This is a genomic window from Bacillus sp. FSL M8-0071 (genome assembly GCF_037975455.1).
GTDB classification, from domain to species: Bacteria; Bacillota; Bacilli; order Bacillales; family Bacillaceae; genus Bacillus; species Bacillus subtilis.
The window spans coordinates 1,474,627-1,493,523 of sequence record NZ_CP150256.1; the positions used below are offsets into that span (position 1 = coordinate 1,474,627).

The window sequence follows — 18,897 nt, forward strand, 5'->3', positions numbered from 1 at the left end:
GATAAAGTTTATATTATTGCAATATAGGGAATGTATTGATGATGAAAATGAAAAGGGGTCGAAAACATGATAAGCTTACAATCAGATCAACTTCTTGAGGCAACAGTCGGACAATTTATGATTGAGGCGGACAAAGTAGCGCACGTGCAAGTCGGAAATAACCTTGAGCATGCATTATTAGTATTGACAAAAACCGGATACACAGCCATCCCGGTTCTGGATCCTTCCTACCGTTTACATGGCTTAATCGGGACAAATATGATCATGAACAGTATTTTTGGACTTGAGCGAATTGAGTTTGAAAAGCTTGACCAAATCACTGTTGAGGAAGTCATGCTGACCGACATTCCGCGCCTTCATATCAATGATCCGATTATGAAGGGATTCGGCATGGTCATTAATAACGGATTTGTCTGTGTTGAAAATGACGAGCAGGTATTTGAAGGGATTTTTACGAGAAGAGTCGTTTTAAAGGAATTGAATAAGCATATACGCTCGTTGAATAAGTAGGCTGTACGGCCTATTTTTATTATATAGCCAGAGCGAAAAAGAAAGCGCATACATAAATTAAACGAGAATAGGGCTTGAATAAGAAACTAAGATTTTATTAGAATGGGAGATAAGAAAAACTTATTGATAACAAAAAGGAGGACGACATGCAGCTTCAAGAGCTTCATATGCTCGTAGTTTTAGCTGAGGAATTAAATATGAGAAAGGCGGCAGAACGGCTTTTTGTATCTCAGCCGGCTTTATCTCAGCGCTTACAAACCATTGAAAAGGCGTGGGGAACAAAAATCTTTTTAAGATCCCAAAAAGGATTGACGGTAACGCCCGCCGGTGAGAAAATCATTCAGTTTGCGAATGATGTGACATTAGAGCAGGAAAGAATAAGAGAAAATATTGACGAGCTTGAAGGTGAAATTCACGGTACATTGAAGCTTGCCGTTGCCTCCATAATCGGTCAGCATTGGCTCCCTAAAGTCCTGAAGACGTATGTGGAAAAGTATCCGAATGCAAAGATCTCGCTCATAACCGGATGGAGCAGCGAAATGCTGAAAAGCTTGTATGAGGATCAGGTTCATATCGGCATTATAAGAGGCAACCCTGAGTGGAAGGGGCGCAAAGATTACTTAATGACAGATCATCTGTATTTAGTAGATACTGAAATTTCCTGCATCGAAGACATTGCCCATACAGAACGGCCGTTTATCCAGTTTAAAAGTGACAGCACTTATTTTCAGGAAATTCAGCACTGGTGGCATCAAAAATTTAAAACGTCGCCGAAACAGACGATATTGGTTGATCAGATTGAAACGTGCAAACAGATGGCGCTGCACGGAATCGGGTATGCCATTTTGCCGTCTGTTACCCTTCAAAATGAAGATAAAGTGAATAAAATGCCTCTTTTAGACATGAAAGGGCATCCGATCGGTCGGGATACATGGTTATTAGGCTATGAGCCTGCCTTTGAACTGAAACAAGTTCAAGCTTTTGTACAAGTGATAAAGGATATGCTGGATCAGGAAAATCCATTTTAAAGACAGCGAGGTGCTGTCTTTTTTTTATTTATCTGTTGACAATGAAAATCATTATCATTTAAAGTGATACATATGATATTGAAAATCATTATCAATTAATGGGGTGATAACATGGCTAAAGCCTTGATTACATATGCCAGCATGTCAGGAAATACAGAAGACATTGCCTTCATAATAAAAGATACGCTTCAGGAATATGAGTTGGATATCGATTGTGTCGAGATAGATGATGTGGATGTGTCTTGTTTAACCTCCTATGATTACGTACTGATTGGCACCTATACATGGGGGGACGGCGATTTGCCCTACGAAGCGGAGGATTTTTTCGAAGAGGTCAAACAGCTTCAGCTTAATGGTTTAAAAACAGCCTGCTTCGGGTCTGGCGATTATTCTTATCCAAAGTTTTGCGAAGCGGTGAATTTGTTCAATGCCATGCTGCAAGAGGCGGGAGCTGCTGTTTACCAGGAAACACTAAAAATTGAATTAGCGCCTGAAACAGATGAAGATGTGGAAAGCTGCCGAGCGTTTGCGAGAGGTTTTCTTGCATGGGCAGATTATATGAACAAGGAAAAAAGCCATGTTTCATAAAGGAGCAACTGCTGTTACGGCATCGGCGTTTTCTGGATATTTTGTGGCGGTACAAAGAGAAGGCATTTTTCATTATTCTTTGGAGCAGGGCTGGAGAAAGCTTTTTCGTTTGAAAAGTAATATACACTGTATCAGCTACATAGGGCCTTACTTATTTGGCGTCGGTGAAAAGGGAACAGTCATTCGTTCGGCTGATGAAGGGAAAACCTGGACGATGTCGAGCTTTCCGACAAATGCAACAGTGTGGGCGATTACCGGCAGAAACAACGGGTTTGTCTGCGCCCACGGTAAGCATTGTATTTATGTATCGGATGATTTTGGTGTCTCATGGCGCGTAGCCAAACCTTTTGCCGAATTTCATAATCCCCCTGTTATCCGGTCTTTATGCCTTCACGGGGGCAATCTTTTTATCGGCACGCAAATACACGAATATTTTGGCGGCATTTGGGCTTACGACATTAAGCGTGACACTGTCCAAGTTGTCAAAAAAGAAAAAAACCGGATGACGGCATCCATGCTCGTGTTCAATGAAAATTGGCTGGTGGCGGCGATGGGTTCTGTGAAAGGAAAGCACGGTGCTGTCACTGTAAGGAATCTTTTGAATGGTGAAGAATTCATCATACAATCCAGTATGATCAGAAATGAAGAATCATTTCTTGATCTTTCAGAGGATGATGGCATTATATATGTCACTACAACACAAGATGAAAACGGTTTTTCGAGAATTTACCAGGCTGATCTCGAAGCCCGGTCGTTAAAATGGTTCGATACCATTAAGGGACATGGATGGAGAGTGGCCAATCAGAAAGAGAATTTCTTTTGCGCAGGCTTGTATGAATGTAAATTTGTCCAGCCGTACGAAGTTTCAGCAATGATTCATTAGAGGAGGAACAAGGAATTGGCGAAGATTTTGCTCGTTTATGCAACAATGTCAGGCAACACTGAAGCAATGGCAGATTTGATTGAAAAGGGGCTACAGGAGGCGGAAGCAGAAGTAGACCGTTTCGAAGCAATGGATATTGATGATGCCCAGCTGTTTACCGATTATGACCATATCATAATGGGAACCTATACGTGGGGAGACGGAGATCTGCCTGATGAATTTTTAGATCTGGCTGAAGACATGGATGAGATTGATTTTTCCGGCAAAACATGCGCTGTATTCGGTTCCGGTGATACAGCATATGAATTTTTCTGCGGAGCGGTTGATACGCTAGAGGCAAAAATAAAAGAACGCGGTGGAGACATTGTGCTGCCTTCGGTAAAAATCGAAAATAATCCAGAAGGTGAAGAAGAGGAAGAATTAATAAACTTCGGGAGACAATTCGCAAAGAAAAGCGGGTGCGCTGTCTGATCACTCACTGGGAACTGCTAAAACGGCTGTTCCTTTTTTTCTTGTCTTTGTATCTTTCCTTTGATACAGTAATGAGGTAGAAAATCAGGAGGAGGACTATACATATGAAAATGATGGACGCAAATGAAATTATTTCATTTATTCAAAATAGTACAAAATCAACACCTGTAAAGGTTTACGTGAAAGGTGAGCTGGAAGGAATCAATTTCGGCGAATCTGCGAAAGCTTTTATCAACGGAAACACTGGTGTCGTTTTCGGTGAGTGGAGCGAAATCCAAACAGCAATCGAAGAAAACCAAAGCAAAATCGAAGACTATGTGGTTGAAAATGACCGCCGCAATTCTGCGATCCCAATGCTTGATCTAAAAAACATCAAAGCGCGTATCGAGCCGGGCGCGATCATCCGCGACCAAGTTGAAATCGGTGATAACGCAGTCATCATGATGGGTGCTTCTATTAATATCGGTTCAGTCATCGGCGAAGGCACAATGATTGATATGAACGTTGTGCTTGGCGGACGAGCTACTGTCGGAAAAAACTGCCATATCGGCGCGGGTTCTGTACTTGCGGGCGTTATTGAGCCGCCATCCGCTAAACCGGTTGTGATTGAAGACGACGTCGTAATCGGCGCAAATGCTGTTGTGCTTGAAGGTGTAACAGTAGGTAAAGGAGCTGTTGTTGCTGCGGGAGCGATCGTGGTAAACGACGTTGAGCCATACACTGTCGTTGCAGGCACACCAGCTAAAAAAATCAAAGACATTGATGAAAAAACAAAAGGCAAAACTGAAATCAAGCAGGAATTACGCCAGCTGTAAGGAAAAGTTTGATAAAAAAGGCGTGGATAATATATCCACGCCTTATTCGTATAGGCAGGAGGAATAGAAATGAAGATAGAGGAGCTCATCGCAATTCGCAGAGATCTGCATCGTATACCGGAGCTTGGATTTCAGGAGTTCAAAACCCAGCAGTATTTATTAAATGTCTTGGAACAATATCCGCAAGACAGAATTGAAATTGAGAAATGGCGAACAGGGCTTTTTGTAAAAGTGAACGGGACGGCGCCGGAAAAAATGCTGGCATACAGAGCGGATATCGATGCGCTTTCTATAGAAGAGCAAACTGGTCTTCCATTCGCATCAGAGCATCACGGCAACATGCACGCCTGCGGTCACGATTTGCATATGACAATTGCACTCGGCATTATTGATCATTTTGTTCACCACCCAGTCAAACATGATTTGCTTTTTCTGTTTCAGCCGGCAGAGGAAGGGCCTGGCGGTGCGGAACCAATGCTTGAGAGCGATGTATTAAAAAAATGGCAGCCTGATTTCATCACTGCCCTTCATATTGCTCCAGAGCTTCCGGTAGGCACCATTGCGACAAAAAGCGGCCTTCTATTTGCGAATACATCAGAGCTAGTCATCGATCTGGAAGGCAAAGGGGGACATGCGGCATATCCGCATTTGGCTGAGGATATGGTTGTAGCAGCAAGTACACTTGTCACCCAGCTGCAAACGATTATCTCTAGAAACACAGATCCGCTAGACAGTGCTGTTATTACAGTTGGTACCATTACCGGAGGCTCGGCACAAAATATCATTGCAGAAACGGCCCACCTGGAAGGCACGATCCGCACGCTTTCTGAAGAATCGATGAAACAAGTAAAGGAACGGATTGAAGATGTAGTGAAAGGAATCGAAATCGGATTCCGCTGCAAAGGAAAAGTGACATATCCGTCTGTATATCACCAAGTTTACAATACGAGCGGATTAACAGAAGAATTTATGTCTTTTGTTGCTGAACATCAACTGGCGACAGTAATTGAAGCAAAAGAAGCAATGACTGGAGAGGATTTTGGCTACATGCTGAAAAAATATCCCGGCTTCATGTTCTGGCTCGGCGCTGATTCTGAACATGGGCTTCATCATGCTAAGCTGAATCCCGATGAAAATGCGATAGAAACAGCGGTTAATGTCATGACAGGTTATTTTTCTGTTTATGCCAATTAAGTACAAATGAAAGAATAAAATTCCATAAAATGAGCACTCTAGTAAACGGAGGTGTTCAAAAATGGCTAAAAAAATAGGAATTGAACAATCATTATCAGATGTAGAAGCTGCTTTAAAAGAAAAAGGATATGACGTTGTAATGATGAAAAGCCCTGCTGATGCTCAAGGCTGTGACTGCTGTGTCGTAACAGGTCTTGATAATAATGTGCAAGGGATAGCCGATACGGTAACACAAGCACCTGTCATTACAGCTTCCGGGATGACGGCTGAAGAAATTTGCAGCGAAGTTGAAAGCAGAATTCAGTAATATAAAAACCGAAGCAAAAAGCTTCGGTTCTTTTATTTATTCTGTTTCTTTAGGGAAAGCGCGGTCGAACGCGTTCTTTATTTCTTTTCTCAACACTCGTTCGACTCGCCACTGTTCCATATTTTCTGTTTTGGCAATGACCCTGATCACAATTTCAGAAGTCCCCAGTTCTTGAATCCCGATGACATTTGGGCCTTCTTTTATTTGTGGAAGAGCCGCTGCCGTCTCATCACAAACCTGCTGTAAAATATGAATCATTTCATCAATGTTTCTTTCAGCCGGCACTTTAATATCAACAAGAGCCTGCATGGTACCACGAGAATGATTACTCACGTTTGTGATGTTTCTGTTGGGGATGTAATGCAATGTTCCGTCAAAGCTGCGGATTTGAGTTGTTCTTAAGCCAACCTGCTCGACAATTCCGTCAAAGGTGGAAACGGTAATATAGTCTCCGACATCCAATTGTTTCTCAAGCAAAATAAAAAAACCTGTCACGATGTCACTGACAAGCCCTTGGGCGCCAAATCCGACAGCCAGGCCGACGATTCCTGCCCCCGCTAAAAGAGCGCTTGGATCATAATGAAACAAATCTAGAACCATGACGAAGAATATAAAAATCAAAGTATAAGCAAATATGTTAAGAGTCAGGCTTCGGAGCGTATGTGCACGTCCGATAGACAAGCTATTCTGCTCCTCGAATTTTGCAAACAGATGTTTAATGATTTTCATGCCTAATGATCGAACGATAAAATAGAGCAATATCATAATGGCGAGTTTAATGAGCAGAACACCGGCATTTGTAATCAGTCCCGCCCAATCATATTGTTTAATAAAGTCCATGTTGAGCTCCTTTTCTAATTGATTGCTGCACATTGAGGCTAGTTACCCTGTACATGACCATGTTAAACGTTTTATTTAAAAATGTCGAAGCCAAAGACATACATGATTTGTTAAAAATTGACTCAGGAAATCTGCTTTTATATAATGGCATTGCAATATAACTAAAAATGGTTAATAATCCTTTATTTTCATGCGATTTTGACCTTAAAGCCAAACAATAAATTGGAGGGATACATATGGCAGAACGTATGGTAGGTAAACAAGCTCCTCGTTTTGAAATGGAAGCAGTCCTTGCAAGCAAAGAATTCGGCAAAGTAAGTCTTGAGGAAAACATGAAAAATGACAAATGGACAGTGCTATTCTTCTATCCAATGGACTTCACTTTTGTTTGTCCGACAGAAATTACAGCAATGTCTGACCGCTATGACGAGTTCGAAGATCTTGATGCAGAAGTCATCGGGGTTTCAACTGATACCATCCATACTCATTTAGCTTGGATCAATACAGACCGCAAAGAAAACGGTCTTGGCCAGCTGAAATACCCGCTTGCTGCTGATACAAACCATGAGGTATCCCGGGAATATGGCGTTTTAATCGAAGAAGAAGGTGTGGCTTTGCGCGGATTGTTTATTATTAATCCTGAAGGGGAGCTTCAATATCAAACTGTTTTCCATAACAACATTGGGCGTGATGTTGATGAAACGCTTCGTGTTCTCCAGGCGCTGCAAACTGGCGGACTCTGTCCGGCTAACTGGAAACCAGGCCAAAAAACACTTTAATTCTTTCCAAGAACGAAAAGCGGTCTAGCATATTCGTTAGGCCTCTCTTTTAAAATAGGAGGGAAAAAGCAATGAAATTACGTCAGCCCATGCCGGAATTGACGGGAGAAAAAGCTTGGTTAAATGGTGAAGTGACGAGAGAGCAATTGATTGGGGAAAAGCCGACGCTTATTCATTTCTGGTCCATCAGCTGCCACTTGTGCAAAGAAGCGATGCCGCAAGTGAATGAATTTCGTGATAAATATCAAGATCAACTGAATGTTGTAGCTGTGCATATGCCCCGTTCCGAAGATGATCTTGACCTTGGTAAAATTAAAGAAACAGCCGCTGAACACGATATCACTCAGCCGATTTTTGTTGACAGTGACCATGCTTTAACCGATGCATTTGAAAATGAATACGTACCTGCGTATTATGTGTTTGATAAAACAGGACAGCTCCGTCACTTCCAAGCCGGCGGGAGCGGTATGAAAATGCTTGAAAAACGTGTGAACCGCGTTCTGGCTGAAACGGAATAGGTATCTGACTAAATAGTATTTCCTAAAAACCTGATCACATCAGGTTTTTTATTTGTGCAAAAAGCAATGGAAGAAGAGTAAGAAGCTTATTTTTCCAAATTTGGGTATAGGAATTGATGGTTTGTTTGATTGATACGCTAGAAAACACAGCTAATTTTTGATGTTTTTCCTCAATTTTAGATAAATCTCATATCTCATAACTCGAAAATTGTAGATATTACACTAAATTTCTTTAAAGAAGTAAGTAAAATATATATTTTCAACATTATACCAAATAAACTAGAAAGCCCCTTAATCCCTTGAGAATAAAGGACTCTTTTGAAAAATAAAACATTTTCAGAAAATAAGGAATTTTTCATAGAGTAAATATAATAGTAAAATGCTAAAATAATAGTTGATAAAATTACTTTTGTAATCTAATATCTTAATTAAAGATGTTAATTTTGATAGGGGGTACATTGAGGAATGTTTAATGAAAGAGAAGCTTTGCGCTTGCGGTTAGAACAATTAAATGAAGCTGAAGTGAAAGTCATTCGTGAATATCAAATTGAACGTGATAAAATATACGCAAAATTAAGAGAGCTGGACAGAAATGGAAGCCCTTCCGAAATCAAAAAGGATTTCCGTTCTGAAAAAAAACCTGACTCTCTGCCGGTTCTCGCTGAGCTTGCGGCTCAGGAAATCAGAAGCTATCAGCCGCAATCACAGCAGCAGTCTGTTCAGCCTCAGCTTCAATCTATTTCCTCTCTTCCTGCCGGTATACCAGACGGAACAACACGAAGAAGAAGAGGAACGGCAAGACCGGGATCAAAAGCAGCTAAGCTGCGTGAAGCTGCTATTAAAACATTAAAACGCCACAACGCGGCGATTAAGAGCTCGGAGCTTCAAAAAGAGATTGAAAAAGAAAGCGGTCTTGAAATCCCTAATATGACAACATTTATGCAAAGCTTAATTAAAATGTACCCGGAAGTGAAAAAGCCATATCGCGGGCAGTACATTTTAGAGGGTGAAATCGAATCTGCAGAATCAGCAAATGAATAAATATAAAGAAAAACTGCTTGGCATCGCTCAAGCAGTTTTTTTATTGAGGTTTTTTCTGTGAAGGTTTGTTTTCTTTTTCAAGATTAAGCTTATACACCCACTTTTGATAAGGCTTTTCTTCAGCGGCTCTGTTTTTCAACTCTTCGATTGTATGGCTCTTGGCCTGGTCTGATGATTGGGCGTGGGCAAGCTGTTTTTGAAGCACATGTATCTGTTTGGTGACATCTTCAAGGATAGTCTCTACATGATTTGGCTGCGCGTAGACCGCTGGAGCTTCTTCTTCCGTTTTTTCTTTTTGTTTCGTGCCGCCATCAATATCGGCAAAATGAGAAGCAATCCAGGCATCGCTTTCATCAAGCTGCCGTTTATACGATATAATAGTTTCGTGAAATAATTTTTCTTTCGTTTTTTCTATGTCTAGCAGTCTTTCTTTCGTTTCTATGATTCGATCTTTCATATGATCAACTTCTATTTTAATATGTTTTAGCTGATATTCTTTTTCTACCATTTGCTCTTTTAGACGCCCGTTTTCGGCTTTTATCAATTCGGCTTGCTGTTTTGCCTGAAGCAGTGCATTTTGTTCCTGCTCAATCGAGGCTTGAAGTTCGCTGATCCGTTTATGGAGATTTTTATTTTCTTCTTCGATTTTGACTTTAGCAATATGAAGTTTATGTTTTTCTTCGATTTCGGCTCTGCGTTTATAGGTTTCAGCAGATAGAAGCTCCTGCAAAACAACGATTTTATCAAGCAGTTCCGCTCTTATTTGGTGCAGGGTTTGGCTGGTGTGGGAGGCATGTTTTTCTTTTGTTGACATATGTGTTAATTCGGCAGACAGCTGCTGGAGTTTTTCTTTCATATCGGTATTTTCTTTGAGCAGTTTGTTATTTTTCTGATGGAAGTAGCTTGCTTCAAGTTCAGCAATCAGCTTATGGCACCTTGAAAGCTCGGATTTTAAATAAAGGTTCTCCTGAGACACGTCGTGGAAAAAAGGACCTGATCTTTTCATTCGAACCATCTCCCTCATGATGTTAACACTACAATATGCAAATACTGAACAGCTATTCCTCTTTAATAAACAGACAAGCAGTAGCGTTGAGCCTTTGCTTTTGCTATGCTTTTAACGAAACTAGAGGTGAGATGATATGAAGCATGTAAACGTACTGCTGGCAGGGGGAGCCTCGCGGCGATTTGGAGAACCGAAGGCGTTTGTCAAATGGAAGGGCAGGATGCTTTACGAATGCGCTAAAGAGGCACTTGGAGAACAAACGGTTATCATCAGCCGTCCCGAATTTATTGATAGATTTCAAGAAAACGGTGAAAATGAAGTGTATCAAGATGCTGAGCCATTTCAAGGCATGGGGCCATTGGCTGGTATATATACCGCTTTTAAAAAGACAGACGGTGATCTTTATACTGTTCTTTCCTGTGACACACCGCTGATACAAAGAAGGACGATGCTGGAGCTCAAACGTCTGATGACTGCCGGTGCGGACGCGGTAGTCCCAATCTCAGACGGACAAGTGCAGCCATTGATTGCGATTTACCACAAACGTATCATGCCAGTTCTATACGATCAGCTTTCTGAGAAGAGGTTGAGAATATCAGATTTATTAGGCAGAATTTCGGTTTGTTACGTACAGGCTGAAAATATCGGAGCAAACCCGGCAGAGTTTATCAACATTAATACACGTGATGATTTTAGCTGTTTGGAAGAAAAATCGAACTCCCTCAAGCGGGACTGACGGGGCAATAACATGATAAGATGACATAAAAGATAAGGAGAACAGGTTTGATGGAGGAACGTTATTCACGGCAAATCAGATTTAAGCAAATTGGGGAAGAGGGCCAGAAAAGACTGGCAGACAGCCATGTGCTGATTGTCGGAGCGGGAGCGCTCGGCACTGCAGGAGCTGAAGGGCTTTCGAGAGCGGGAGTCGGTACGATTACCATTATTGACCGTGACTATGTGGAGTGGAGCAATCTTCAAAGGCAGCAGCTTTATACAGAAAGCGATGCCAAACTCCGCATGCCGAAAGCCATGGCTGCCAAAGAGCATCTATCAGCGATTAACAGCGAGATACATATTGAGGCGTATGTTACCGAAGGAACAGCCGAAACGCTTGAGCCGCTGATTGAAAAAGCAGATGTCGTGATTGACGCGACAGATAATTTTGAAACCCGCATGCTGATAAACGATCTTGCCCAGAAAACAAAGACACCTTGGGTCTATGGCGCCTGTGTAAGCAGCCAGGGAATGTTCATGACTGTCATTCCCGGAGAAACCCCTTGTCTGTCTTGTTTGTTTGAGCAAATTCCTGTTGGCGGGGCGACGTGTGATACTGCCGGTATTATTCCGCCTGCTGTGCATATCGTTTCAGCATATCAGCAGGCTGAGGCATTTAAGCTGTTAACCGGCCAAATAGAAGCAATACAGCGGGGTTTTGTGACATTTGATGTCTGGAACAATTCGCATATGAAGATTAACGTTAATCATGTACGCCATGAGGAATGCCCATCTTGCGGAGCAAATGCGGTATATCCTTATCTTCAGGATTGGAACACACCAAAAGCTGCTGTACTATGCGGCCGTGATACAGTGCAGGTAAGGTCAGAATCATTAAAAAGAATCCCGAAACAGGAGCTCATTAAGCGGCTGAAAACAATCGGCAAGGTCGAGGCTAATGCGTTTTTGCTGCATATTTTTTACGAGGATTTCAGAATTGTCATTTTCAATGACGGACGGGCACTGGTGCATGGAACAAATGATGTGAAAGAAGCCAACTCCGTGTTGGCAAGAGTGATTGGACTGTAACAACAGGAGGGGTCAGAATGCTGGAGAAAAGAACACCGATACCGGTAGACGAGGCAGTTCGGCGTGTCTGCCATTTTCAAAAACAAGGTGAAACAGAATGGGTGGCGCTTGAAGACAGCCTTCATCGGTTTTTAGCCGAAGATATAACTGCGGATCACCACGTCCCTGCGTTTGACCGTTCGCCATACGATGGTTTTGCTGTCAGAGCGTGCGATACGGCAGAAGCTTCACGTGAAAACCCAGTTCGGTTTGAAGTTATTGACCATATTGGAGCAGGAGCAGTATCTGAAAAAGAACTTGGCCCGTTTCAGGCCGTGCGGATTATGACTGGCGCGCAAATCCCTGAAGGGGCAGATGCAGTCGTCATGATTGAATTGACTCAAACCTTTGAGGAGAATGGGAAGTCATTTATGTCTTTAAAACGCCGCTTTCAGACGGGGGATAATATTTCAAAAACAGGTGAGGACGCTCAAAAAGGGAGTGTTTTACTGACAAAGGGCACCCGGGTGACACCAGGAGTGACGGCTCTTTTGGCAACATTCGGATACGCATCTGTGCCTGTCGTGAGAAAGCCTGTAGTCGGGATTATCGCAACCGGTACCGAATTGCTGAATGTCAGTGATCCGCTGGAACCGGGAAAAATCCGCAACAGCAATGCGAGTATGGTATATGCGCAAGCGATAGAAGCAGGCGCAACACCGCTTTATTTAGGGAAAATCTCTGATGAACTGGATAAAAGCTTTGCTGCAGTTAAAGAAGCGATGAAAAAAGTGGATTTCCTGATCACAACTGGCGGTGTGTCAGTCGGTGACTTTGACTTTTTGCCTGCGATCTATGAAAAACTCGGAGCGGACGTGCTGTTTAATAAAGTTGCCATGCGCCCGGGCAGCGTGACAACGGTGGCGCATGCAAACGATATGCTGCTGTTTGGCCTTTCAGGTAATCCGTCGGCATGCTATGTCGGTTTTGAACTGTTTGTCAAACCGATAATCCAGACATGGCTGCTCAATGAAACACCGCATTCAATTTGTGCGGAAGCTGTTTTGACCAAGGATTTTCCGAAGCCGAACCCATTTACCCGATTTGTTCGTGCGCTCGTGCACCATCAGGAAGGGAAGCTGTTGGCGACACCCGTTGGCTTAGATAAGTCGAGCTCTGTCACATCACTTGCAGATGCCAATGCATTTATTATCCTGCCGGGCGGCACGCGAGGCTACGAATCTGGCAGAACGGTTCAAGTGCTGCTCATCAGAGAAGAGAATGGAAGTGAATGGCCTTGGTCCGTCCTTTCCCGATCGTCCAAGTTGTAGGATTTCAAAACAGCGGGAAAACAACGTTTATTGAGCGCATTCTTGAAAAAGCCTCTGAACAGGGAGTCCATTTGGGCTGCCTGAAGCACCATGGTCACGGCGGTGAACCGCAAACGCTCACGGAAGGAAAAGACACGGACCGTTACAAGGCGGCAGGTGCTGATGTAACAGCGGTAGAAGGTGCTGGTGTGTTACAGCTGACTGCCCGCCGCAATTGGGATTTGGCACGGCTGATCGAGTTATACCAATTTCTCGAAACAGACTGTCTTCTGATTGAAGGCTTTAAAAAAGCCCCTTATCCTAAAGTGGTTATCCTAAGTGAAAAGGAAGATCTGGAAGCGCTGCAAGCAGTAAATATAATCGCCATCATCTATAGAAAAAAAGAGCATATGACAGAGCATCAGGGATTACCCGTTTTTCATGCGGATGATCCGGTTGCCGTGGATTTTGTGCTTTCACAGCTGAAGGGGGAATCTGCATAATGGAACGGTTTGAGATTACGAAAACACCCATTAATACTGAAGACATCATTAAAAAAGTGGAGAAACGGGAAGCAGGAGCCATTACGACATTTATTGGTACGGTTCGGGAATGGACAAACGGAAAAAGAACGGTTCGGCTTGAATACGAGGCGTATGAACCGATGGCCGTGCAAATGTTTGCTCAAATCGGCGCTGAAATCGAAGAAAAATGGGAAGGTGCCTCTGTTGCGATCACGCACCGTATAGGTGTGCTCGATATCGGTGAAGCAGCGGTAGTGATTGCTGTATCTTCTCCCCATCGAAAAGCCGCATATGAAGCCAATGAGTATGCGATTGAACGCATTAAACAGATTGTGCCGATTTGGAAAAAAGAAATTTGGGAAGACGGTGAGCAATGGATCGGCGACCAGCTAGAAACAACAGCTTATCCGAACGGAAAACCAGACCTAAGCGAGGGAGAGCAGCATGATTAAAATTCTTTTATTTGCAGGACTGGCTGAACAGGCCGGTACACAAGCGATAGAAATAGATGTGGAACAAGCAACCACAGATGAAATAAAAGCGAGTCTAAAAGAACAATACGGTCTTGAATCTATTGATACGGCTATGATTGCCGTTAACGAAAGCTATGTAAAAGAAAATACCTCTGTATCTTCGGGTGACACGGTAGCCATCATACCGCCGGTCAGCGGGGGATGAAAACCGGACGGCATTTCAGCCGTCCGGTTTTTCTGTATTTCATTGGCATATCCCTAAGTATCCTCAGCATACAATGATTTTCTGTAAGCGGCGTTTATTCTACATATGTTACTCCCTATAAAGTAAGAGACTCATTCCATAATTAGACTGAAATTTTGAAAAATAATAGAAATTCATTTCAGGTATCGATATAGTAAAGATGATAAATGTTGGAAAGGTGCTGGATATGGAGATATTTAAAAGATTAAAAATGTATTATTGGCCGTACAGAAAAGTGTTTATGTGGTCGCTTCTAGCCATGCTTTTGATGACTGCAATTACTATCGTTTATCCGATTATCCTGCAAATTACGATTGATGAGATCGTGTTGGGACGGCAGTATCAGCTTGCGGCGTGGGTCAGCTTAGGATTTATTGCGGTAATGGTTTTGAAAGGAACGGCTACCTTTTTTCATCAGTATTTAGGTGATATGTTCGGGATCAAATCCGTTTATCGGCTGAGAAATGGGCTGTATGAAAAACTGCAGCGGCTTTCTTTTTCTTACTATGATAACGCGAAAACAGGAGATTTGATGTCCAGGCTGACTGCTGATGTTGAAGGGCTTCGTTTTTTCTTATCATACGGTCTCGCTGAGCTCATTCGCTTCGGCCTGCTGGTAGCCATCAGCCTGTCGGTTATGTTTTACTATTCTGTTCCTCTCACGCTTGTGACAATAGCTGTTCTGCCATTTCTCGCGGTTGCGGTATACCGGTTTGACAAAAGAGTCCATCCCGCCTTCAGAGGCATCCGCAAATCGTTTGCGAAACTCAATACAAAAGTTCAGGAAAATATCAGCGGCATTAATACGGTTAAATCTCTTTCCAGGGAAGATTTTCAGATCAGCACTTTCAATAAAGCCAATGCAGAATACAGGGCGCAGTATTTACAAACATCATCCATCTGGTCTGCGTATTTCCCTTTAATGGAGTTCATTGGTAACATTTGTATTGTAGCTCTCCTCTCATACGGCGGTTACTTGGTTATGCAAAATCAGCTCAATCCCGGCGAGCTTGTTGCTTTCTTCAGCCTTGTCAATTATATGATGTGGCCCATTATGAACTTAGGTTTTGTCATCAATATGTTCTCTCAAGCAAAAGCGTCAGGGGAACGCCTGCTCGACATTCTGGAAAAAGAAGAAGACATTACAGATCATCCTCATGCTTTGCATAAACAAAAATTAACCGGAGATGTCCATTTCAAAAATGTTTCTCTTGCATACGGAAAAGAACAAACAAACGCGCTGTGCAATGTAAGCTTTGAGGCAAACAGCGGGAAGGTAATCGGACTGTTGGGCCCGACAGGTTCAGGCAAAAGCTCAGTGACACAGCTTCTCACCAGATTTTACAGTCCTGTTAGCGGAATGATTACCATTGATCACAAACCAATCACAGATTATTCGTTAAAAACCCTTCGTTCCAATATCGGGGTCGTACTTCAAGAATCCTTCCTGTTTTCATCTACGATTAGATCAAATATTTCGTATGGGCGGCCGGATGCCTCAATGGAAGACGTCATCGAAGCGGCAAAAAGGGCGCAGGCTCATAACTTTATTATGGAGCTTCCTGATGGGTATGACACCATGCTGGGAGAGAGGGGAATGGGGCTTTCCGGCGGACAGAAACAGCGTATTGCCATTGCGAGAGCCATCTGCTTGAACCCGAGCATTTTGATATTGGATGATGCCACAAGTGCAGTAGATATGCAAACGGAGCACAGCATACAGCTTGCCTTAAAAGAAGTCATGAAAAACCGCACAACCTTTATCGTCGCTCACCGCATTTCTTCACTGAAACACGCCGATGAAATTCTCGTTTTTAATAAAGGACGCATTCGTGAAAGGGGAACACATCATGAGCTTCTTGAAAAAGGCAGCTACTATAAAAAGATTTACGATTTGCAATACCGTGATGTCAAAATGATTAATGAGCCGCATGAGGTCGGATAGGGAGGGGCCAAATGAAACAAGCGAAAAAACAGGGGATTTTAGAGCGTTTCTATTACTCTTCAGATGAAATCATTGAAAAGCCGTTTAACTGGGCTCAAATGTGGCGGCTGCTGAGCTATGTCAAACCATATCGAAAAACAATTTTGCCGCTTTCTTTTCTCACCGTATTAATTGGCACTGCTGTGAAGCTTGTGATCCCCATTTTGATCGGCGTTTATGTTCTTGATCAAGCGATTACAGGGAGAAACTCGGAGCTGCTGATTCAGCTCATTTTTATTATTAGCGGTTTATATGTCCTCAATTACGCCGCCAATGTGTTAAGAATCAGGTGGATGAATCAGCTTGGCCAGCATGTCATTTACGATTTGCGACAGCATTTATTTACCCATGTGCAGCGCTTATCCCATCGATTTTTTGATCAGCGGTCGGCGGGATCGATCTTAGTCAGGATCATGAATGATATTAACTCTCTTCAGGAGCTCTTTACAAGCGGAGTCATCAATTTGTTGACCGACTTGCTGCTTCTGGCCGGCGTGATTATCATTTTGTTTACGCTGAGCCCTGAGCTGACTATAGCCATCATGGTGACATTGCCGATTATGTTTTTTATTTCAACAAGTCTCAGAAAAAAAATACGCCGATCCTGGCAAACGGTACGGCTAAAGCAATCGAAGCTCAACTCTCATCTAAACGAAAGCATTCAGGGCATCCGGGTCACACAGGCATTTACGCAGGAAGAAGAAAACATGGCGTATTTTGACGGTGTCAATCAGGAGAACTACGAATCATGGTGGGAAGCAACTAGAAAAAATGCCATGTTCCGTCCGCTGGTAGAAATGACGAATGCGATTGGGACGGCTGTCTTGATTTGGTATGGAGCCACACTCATCATGAATGAAACCATTACGATTGGCGTCTTCGTTTCTTTTGCTTTCTATCTGGGAATGTTTTGGGAACCTATTTCGAGACTGGGTCAGGTCTATAATCAGCTGTTAATGGGGATGGCATCATCAGAACGGATTTTTGAGTTTCTGGACGAACAGCCAAATGTCAAGGAGAAGCCGAATGCCATTCATAATGAAAAGATAAATGGGGAGATCAGTTTTGAAGAGGTTGAATTTTCGTATGATGGAAAAACGAAAAGCCCTTTACGCCGTTTCTTTCTCTATTCCGGCGGGCTCGACGCTTGCGCTTGTCGGGCATACAGGGAGCGGGAAGACGACGATTGCCAATTTAATCAGCCGTTTTTATGATGCGACCGGAGGCACCATTAAAATAGACGGTATACCGATTAAGGATCTTTCCCTTGCCAGTCTGCGCTCTCAAATCAGCATTGTCCTGCAAGATACATTTATTTTCTCTGGGACCATCATGGAAAATATTCGTTTTGGAAGGCCAAATGCTTCGGATGAAGAGGTGATGAAAGCGTCCCAAGCGGTCGGAGCGGATGAGTTTATTTCTGATTTAGCAGAAGGATACGCAACAGAGGTGGAGGAAAGAGGCAGCGTACTGTCTGCCGGTCAGCGTCAGCTTATTTCCTTTGCAAGAGCATTGCTCGCCGATCCGGCTATTATCATCCTTGACGAAGCAACGGCAAGCATTGATACAGAGACAGAAGTAAAAATTCAGCAAGCGTTAAAAACGCTTCTGAAAGGGCGTACAGCAGTGATGATCGCTCACAGATTGTCTACGATCCGCGACGCCGACCGCATCATTGTTCTTGATCACGGCAGGAAAATAGAAGAAGGGAACCATGATCAGCTGCTCGCTAAAGGAGGCATTTATGCCGGGCTTGTGAAAGCGCAATACAGCACAGCGATAGAATAATATGAAAAGCCTTCAATATTGAAGGTTTTTGGAAATTTATTAGAAAAACATGAAACTTTTTGATATCCTTCCCGTACTATTTGTTAGATATTCTCAAGGAGGTTTTGAAATGGAAACGAATGTAGAAAAAAACAGCGGAACGGCGACTGAAAAGCCTTCACTTTTCGGAGTAATCACAAGTCCGTCCGTTCAATTTGAAAGAATAAGAGAAAGGCCGGCTGTATGGGGACCGCTTTTGATTGTTGCAGCAATTATCATCGTCGGTGCCGTGCTGCAATCACTCGGTACGGATTATAGTGAGCTTTTGAAAAGCCAGGATACGCAAGGGCTATCTGCTGAACAAATGGAAACTGTCGCAACAATAACCAAATTTGGCGGAATGGCAGGCGCTATTATCGGCGGTATCGCAGCATTATTTATTGCCCCTCTTATTTATTGGCTCTGTGTAAAAATATCAGGCGGAGTTACGACATATAAAAAAATGCTTTCTCTCGGTCTGTTTGTCTCTTTAATTAGCAGTCTCGGATTATTGGTTAATGGAATCGTTGCTTTTACGACTGACGTGAATCCTCTTTACAGCACGACGTCACTGGCAGGGATTATCCCATCTGACGGGGCTCTTGCCAGCGTGTTAAATACCTTTGAAATTTTCAGCATCTGGAGCTTTGTATTATTAGCAATCGGACTTCACAAAACGGGAGGCATCTCCAAAAAAGCCGGATGGATTTCAGCAATCATTCTATTCGGAATTTTAGTTGTATTTTCGCTCTTTTCAGGTTTAATCAATTCTGTGGCGGGTGCATAAGCTC

The 18,897-nt window shown here is 42.9% G+C and carries 21 protein-coding genes and 1 pseudogene; 20 read left to right on the forward strand and 2 right to left on the reverse strand.

What is annotated here, in order from left to right; all coding sequences use genetic code 11:
• The first annotated feature begins 66 nt into the window (after window positions 1–66).
• The 8 genes from cbpB (at window position 67) to MKX71_RS07700 (ending at window position 5,796) form a co-directional block, all read left to right on the forward strand.
• Window positions 67–510 carry a cyclic-di-AMP-binding protein CbpB gene (gene cbpB, locus MKX71_RS07665; protein WP_003218674.1) on the forward strand — a complete coding sequence of 148 codons (444 nt, stop codon included), beginning with the start codon at window positions 67–69 and terminating at the stop codon, window positions 508–510.
• A gap of 146 nt (window positions 511–656) precedes the next feature.
• On the forward strand, window positions 657–1,538 hold the full coding sequence (gene ccpC, locus MKX71_RS07670; RefSeq protein WP_003232387.1) for a transcriptional regulator CcpC: 882 nt from the start codon (window positions 657–659) through the stop codon (window positions 1,536–1,538).
• 111 nt (window positions 1,539–1,649) lie between these two features.
• Entirely contained in the window at window positions 1,650–2,126 is a 477-nt protein-coding gene (locus MKX71_RS07675; protein ID WP_014476664.1) for a flavodoxin, read from the forward strand.
• Window positions 2,116–3,009, forward strand: coding sequence for an exo-alpha-sialidase (locus MKX71_RS07680; RefSeq protein ID WP_339231931.1), 894 nt, complete (start codon window positions 2,116–2,118; stop codon window positions 3,007–3,009). Before MKX71_RS07675 ends, MKX71_RS07680 begins: the two co-directional genes overlap by 11 nt.
• A gap of 15 nt (window positions 3,010–3,024) precedes the next feature.
• On the forward strand, window positions 3,025–3,480 hold the full coding sequence (locus tag MKX71_RS07685) for a flavodoxin (protein ID WP_032721472.1): 456 nt from the start codon (window positions 3,025–3,027) through the stop codon (window positions 3,478–3,480).
• Window positions 3,481–3,584: 104 nt separating this feature from the next.
• Window positions 3,585–4,295, forward strand: coding sequence for a 2,3,4,5-tetrahydropyridine-2,6-dicarboxylate N-acetyltransferase (gene dapD / locus MKX71_RS07690; RefSeq protein WP_003218680.1), 711 nt, complete (start codon window positions 3,585–3,587; stop codon window positions 4,293–4,295).
• 69 nt (window positions 4,296–4,364) lie between these two features.
• On the forward strand, window positions 4,365–5,489 hold the full coding sequence (locus MKX71_RS07695) for an N-acetyldiaminopimelate deacetylase (protein WP_048655217.1): 1,125 nt from the start codon (window positions 4,365–4,367) through the stop codon (window positions 5,487–5,489).
• Window positions 5,490–5,550: 61 nt separating this feature from the next.
• The gene (locus MKX71_RS07700) at window positions 5,551–5,796 is read left to right on the forward strand and encodes a YkuS family protein (protein ID WP_003232382.1); all 246 of its coding nucleotides are present in this window, start codon (window positions 5,551–5,553) and stop codon (window positions 5,794–5,796) included.
• A 36-nt stretch (window positions 5,797–5,832) separates the two neighbouring features.
• On the opposite strand, the gene mscT is transcribed toward MKX71_RS07700, so the two are convergent.
• Window positions 5,833–6,636 (reverse strand): small-conductance mechanosensitive channel protein MscT, encoded by an 804-nt coding sequence (gene mscT / locus MKX71_RS07705; protein WP_003244994.1) that lies wholly within the window; start codon window positions 6,634–6,636, stop codon window positions 5,833–5,835.
• A 236-nt stretch (window positions 6,637–6,872) separates the two neighbouring features.
• Between mscT and ahpA the strand changes: the two genes are divergently transcribed.
• The 3 genes from ahpA to rok all read left to right on the forward strand — a co-directional run bounded on the left by ahpA (window position 6,873) and on the right by rok (window position 8,974).
• Window positions 6,873–7,415: a biofilm-specific peroxidase AhpA gene (gene ahpA / locus MKX71_RS07710; protein WP_003245371.1), complete on the forward strand. Its 543-nt coding sequence runs from the start codon at window positions 6,873–6,875 to the stop codon at window positions 7,413–7,415.
• A gap of 71 nt (window positions 7,416–7,486) precedes the next feature.
• Window positions 7,487–7,933 carry a thiol-disulfide oxidoreductase YkuV gene (gene ykuV, locus MKX71_RS07715; protein ID WP_015252187.1) on the forward strand — a complete coding sequence of 149 codons (447 nt, stop codon included), beginning with the start codon at window positions 7,487–7,489 and terminating at the stop codon, window positions 7,931–7,933.
• A 465-nt stretch (window positions 7,934–8,398) separates the two neighbouring features.
• Window positions 8,399–8,974, forward strand: coding sequence for a transcriptional regulator Rok (gene rok / locus MKX71_RS07720; RefSeq protein WP_003232378.1), 576 nt, complete (start codon window positions 8,399–8,401; stop codon window positions 8,972–8,974).
• Window positions 8,975–9,014: 40 nt separating this feature from the next.
• On the opposite strand, the gene cse15 is transcribed toward rok, so the two are convergent.
• Complete coding sequence (gene cse15 / locus MKX71_RS07725) at window positions 9,015–9,980, reverse strand: spore protein Cse15 (RefSeq protein ID WP_048654871.1); 966 nt, start codon at window positions 9,978–9,980, stop codon at window positions 9,015–9,017.
• A 136-nt stretch (window positions 9,981–10,116) separates the two neighbouring features.
• Between cse15 and MKX71_RS07730 the strand changes: the two genes are divergently transcribed.
• The 9 genes and pseudogenes from MKX71_RS07730 (at window position 10,117) to yknW (ending at window position 18,893) form a co-directional block, all read left to right on the forward strand.
• A complete protein-coding gene (locus MKX71_RS07730; protein ID WP_014479670.1) occupies window positions 10,117–10,716 on the forward strand; it encodes a molybdenum cofactor guanylyltransferase in 600 nt (199 codons plus the stop codon).
• A 50-nt stretch (window positions 10,717–10,766) separates the two neighbouring features.
• Window positions 10,767–11,786 carry a molybdopterin-synthase adenylyltransferase MoeB gene (locus MKX71_RS07735; protein WP_032721477.1) on the forward strand — a complete coding sequence of 340 codons (1,020 nt, stop codon included), beginning with the start codon at window positions 10,767–10,769 and terminating at the stop codon, window positions 11,784–11,786.
• A 17-nt stretch (window positions 11,787–11,803) separates the two neighbouring features.
• Window positions 11,804–13,096: a gephyrin-like molybdotransferase Glp gene (gene glp / locus MKX71_RS07740; RefSeq protein ID WP_029317736.1), complete on the forward strand. Its 1,293-nt coding sequence runs from the start codon at window positions 11,804–11,806 to the stop codon at window positions 13,094–13,096.
• Complete coding sequence (mobB, locus tag MKX71_RS07745; protein ID WP_003232370.1) at window positions 13,057–13,578, forward strand: molybdopterin-guanine dinucleotide biosynthesis protein B; 522 nt, start codon at window positions 13,057–13,059, stop codon at window positions 13,576–13,578. The genes glp and mobB overlap by 40 nt, the downstream gene beginning before the upstream one ends.
• Window positions 13,578–14,051, forward strand: a complete 474-nt coding sequence (locus MKX71_RS07750) for a molybdenum cofactor biosynthesis protein MoaE (protein ID WP_032721483.1) — start codon at window positions 13,578–13,580, stop codon at window positions 14,049–14,051. Before mobB ends, MKX71_RS07750 begins: the two co-directional genes overlap by 1 nt.
• Entirely contained in the window at window positions 14,044–14,277 is a 234-nt protein-coding gene (moaD, locus tag MKX71_RS07755) for a molybdopterin converting factor subunit 1 (RefSeq protein WP_014476678.1), read from the forward strand. The genes MKX71_RS07750 and moaD overlap by 8 nt, the downstream gene beginning before the upstream one ends.
• Before the next feature lie 226 nt (window positions 14,278–14,503).
• The gene (locus MKX71_RS07760; protein ID WP_339231932.1) at window positions 14,504–16,261 is read left to right on the forward strand and encodes an ABC transporter ATP-binding protein; all 1,758 of its coding nucleotides are present in this window, start codon (window positions 14,504–14,506) and stop codon (window positions 16,259–16,261) included.
• Between the two features lie 11 nt (window positions 16,262–16,272).
• A pseudogene (locus MKX71_RS07765) lies at window positions 16,273–18,088 on the forward strand (ABC transporter ATP-binding protein).
• A 109-nt stretch (window positions 18,089–18,197) separates the two neighbouring features.
• The gene (gene yknW / locus MKX71_RS07770; protein WP_014479677.1) at window positions 18,198–18,893 is read left to right on the forward strand and encodes a toxin SDP protection protein YknW; all 696 of its coding nucleotides are present in this window, start codon (window positions 18,198–18,200) and stop codon (window positions 18,891–18,893) included.
• The last annotated feature ends 4 nt before the right edge of the window (window positions 18,894–18,897 follow it).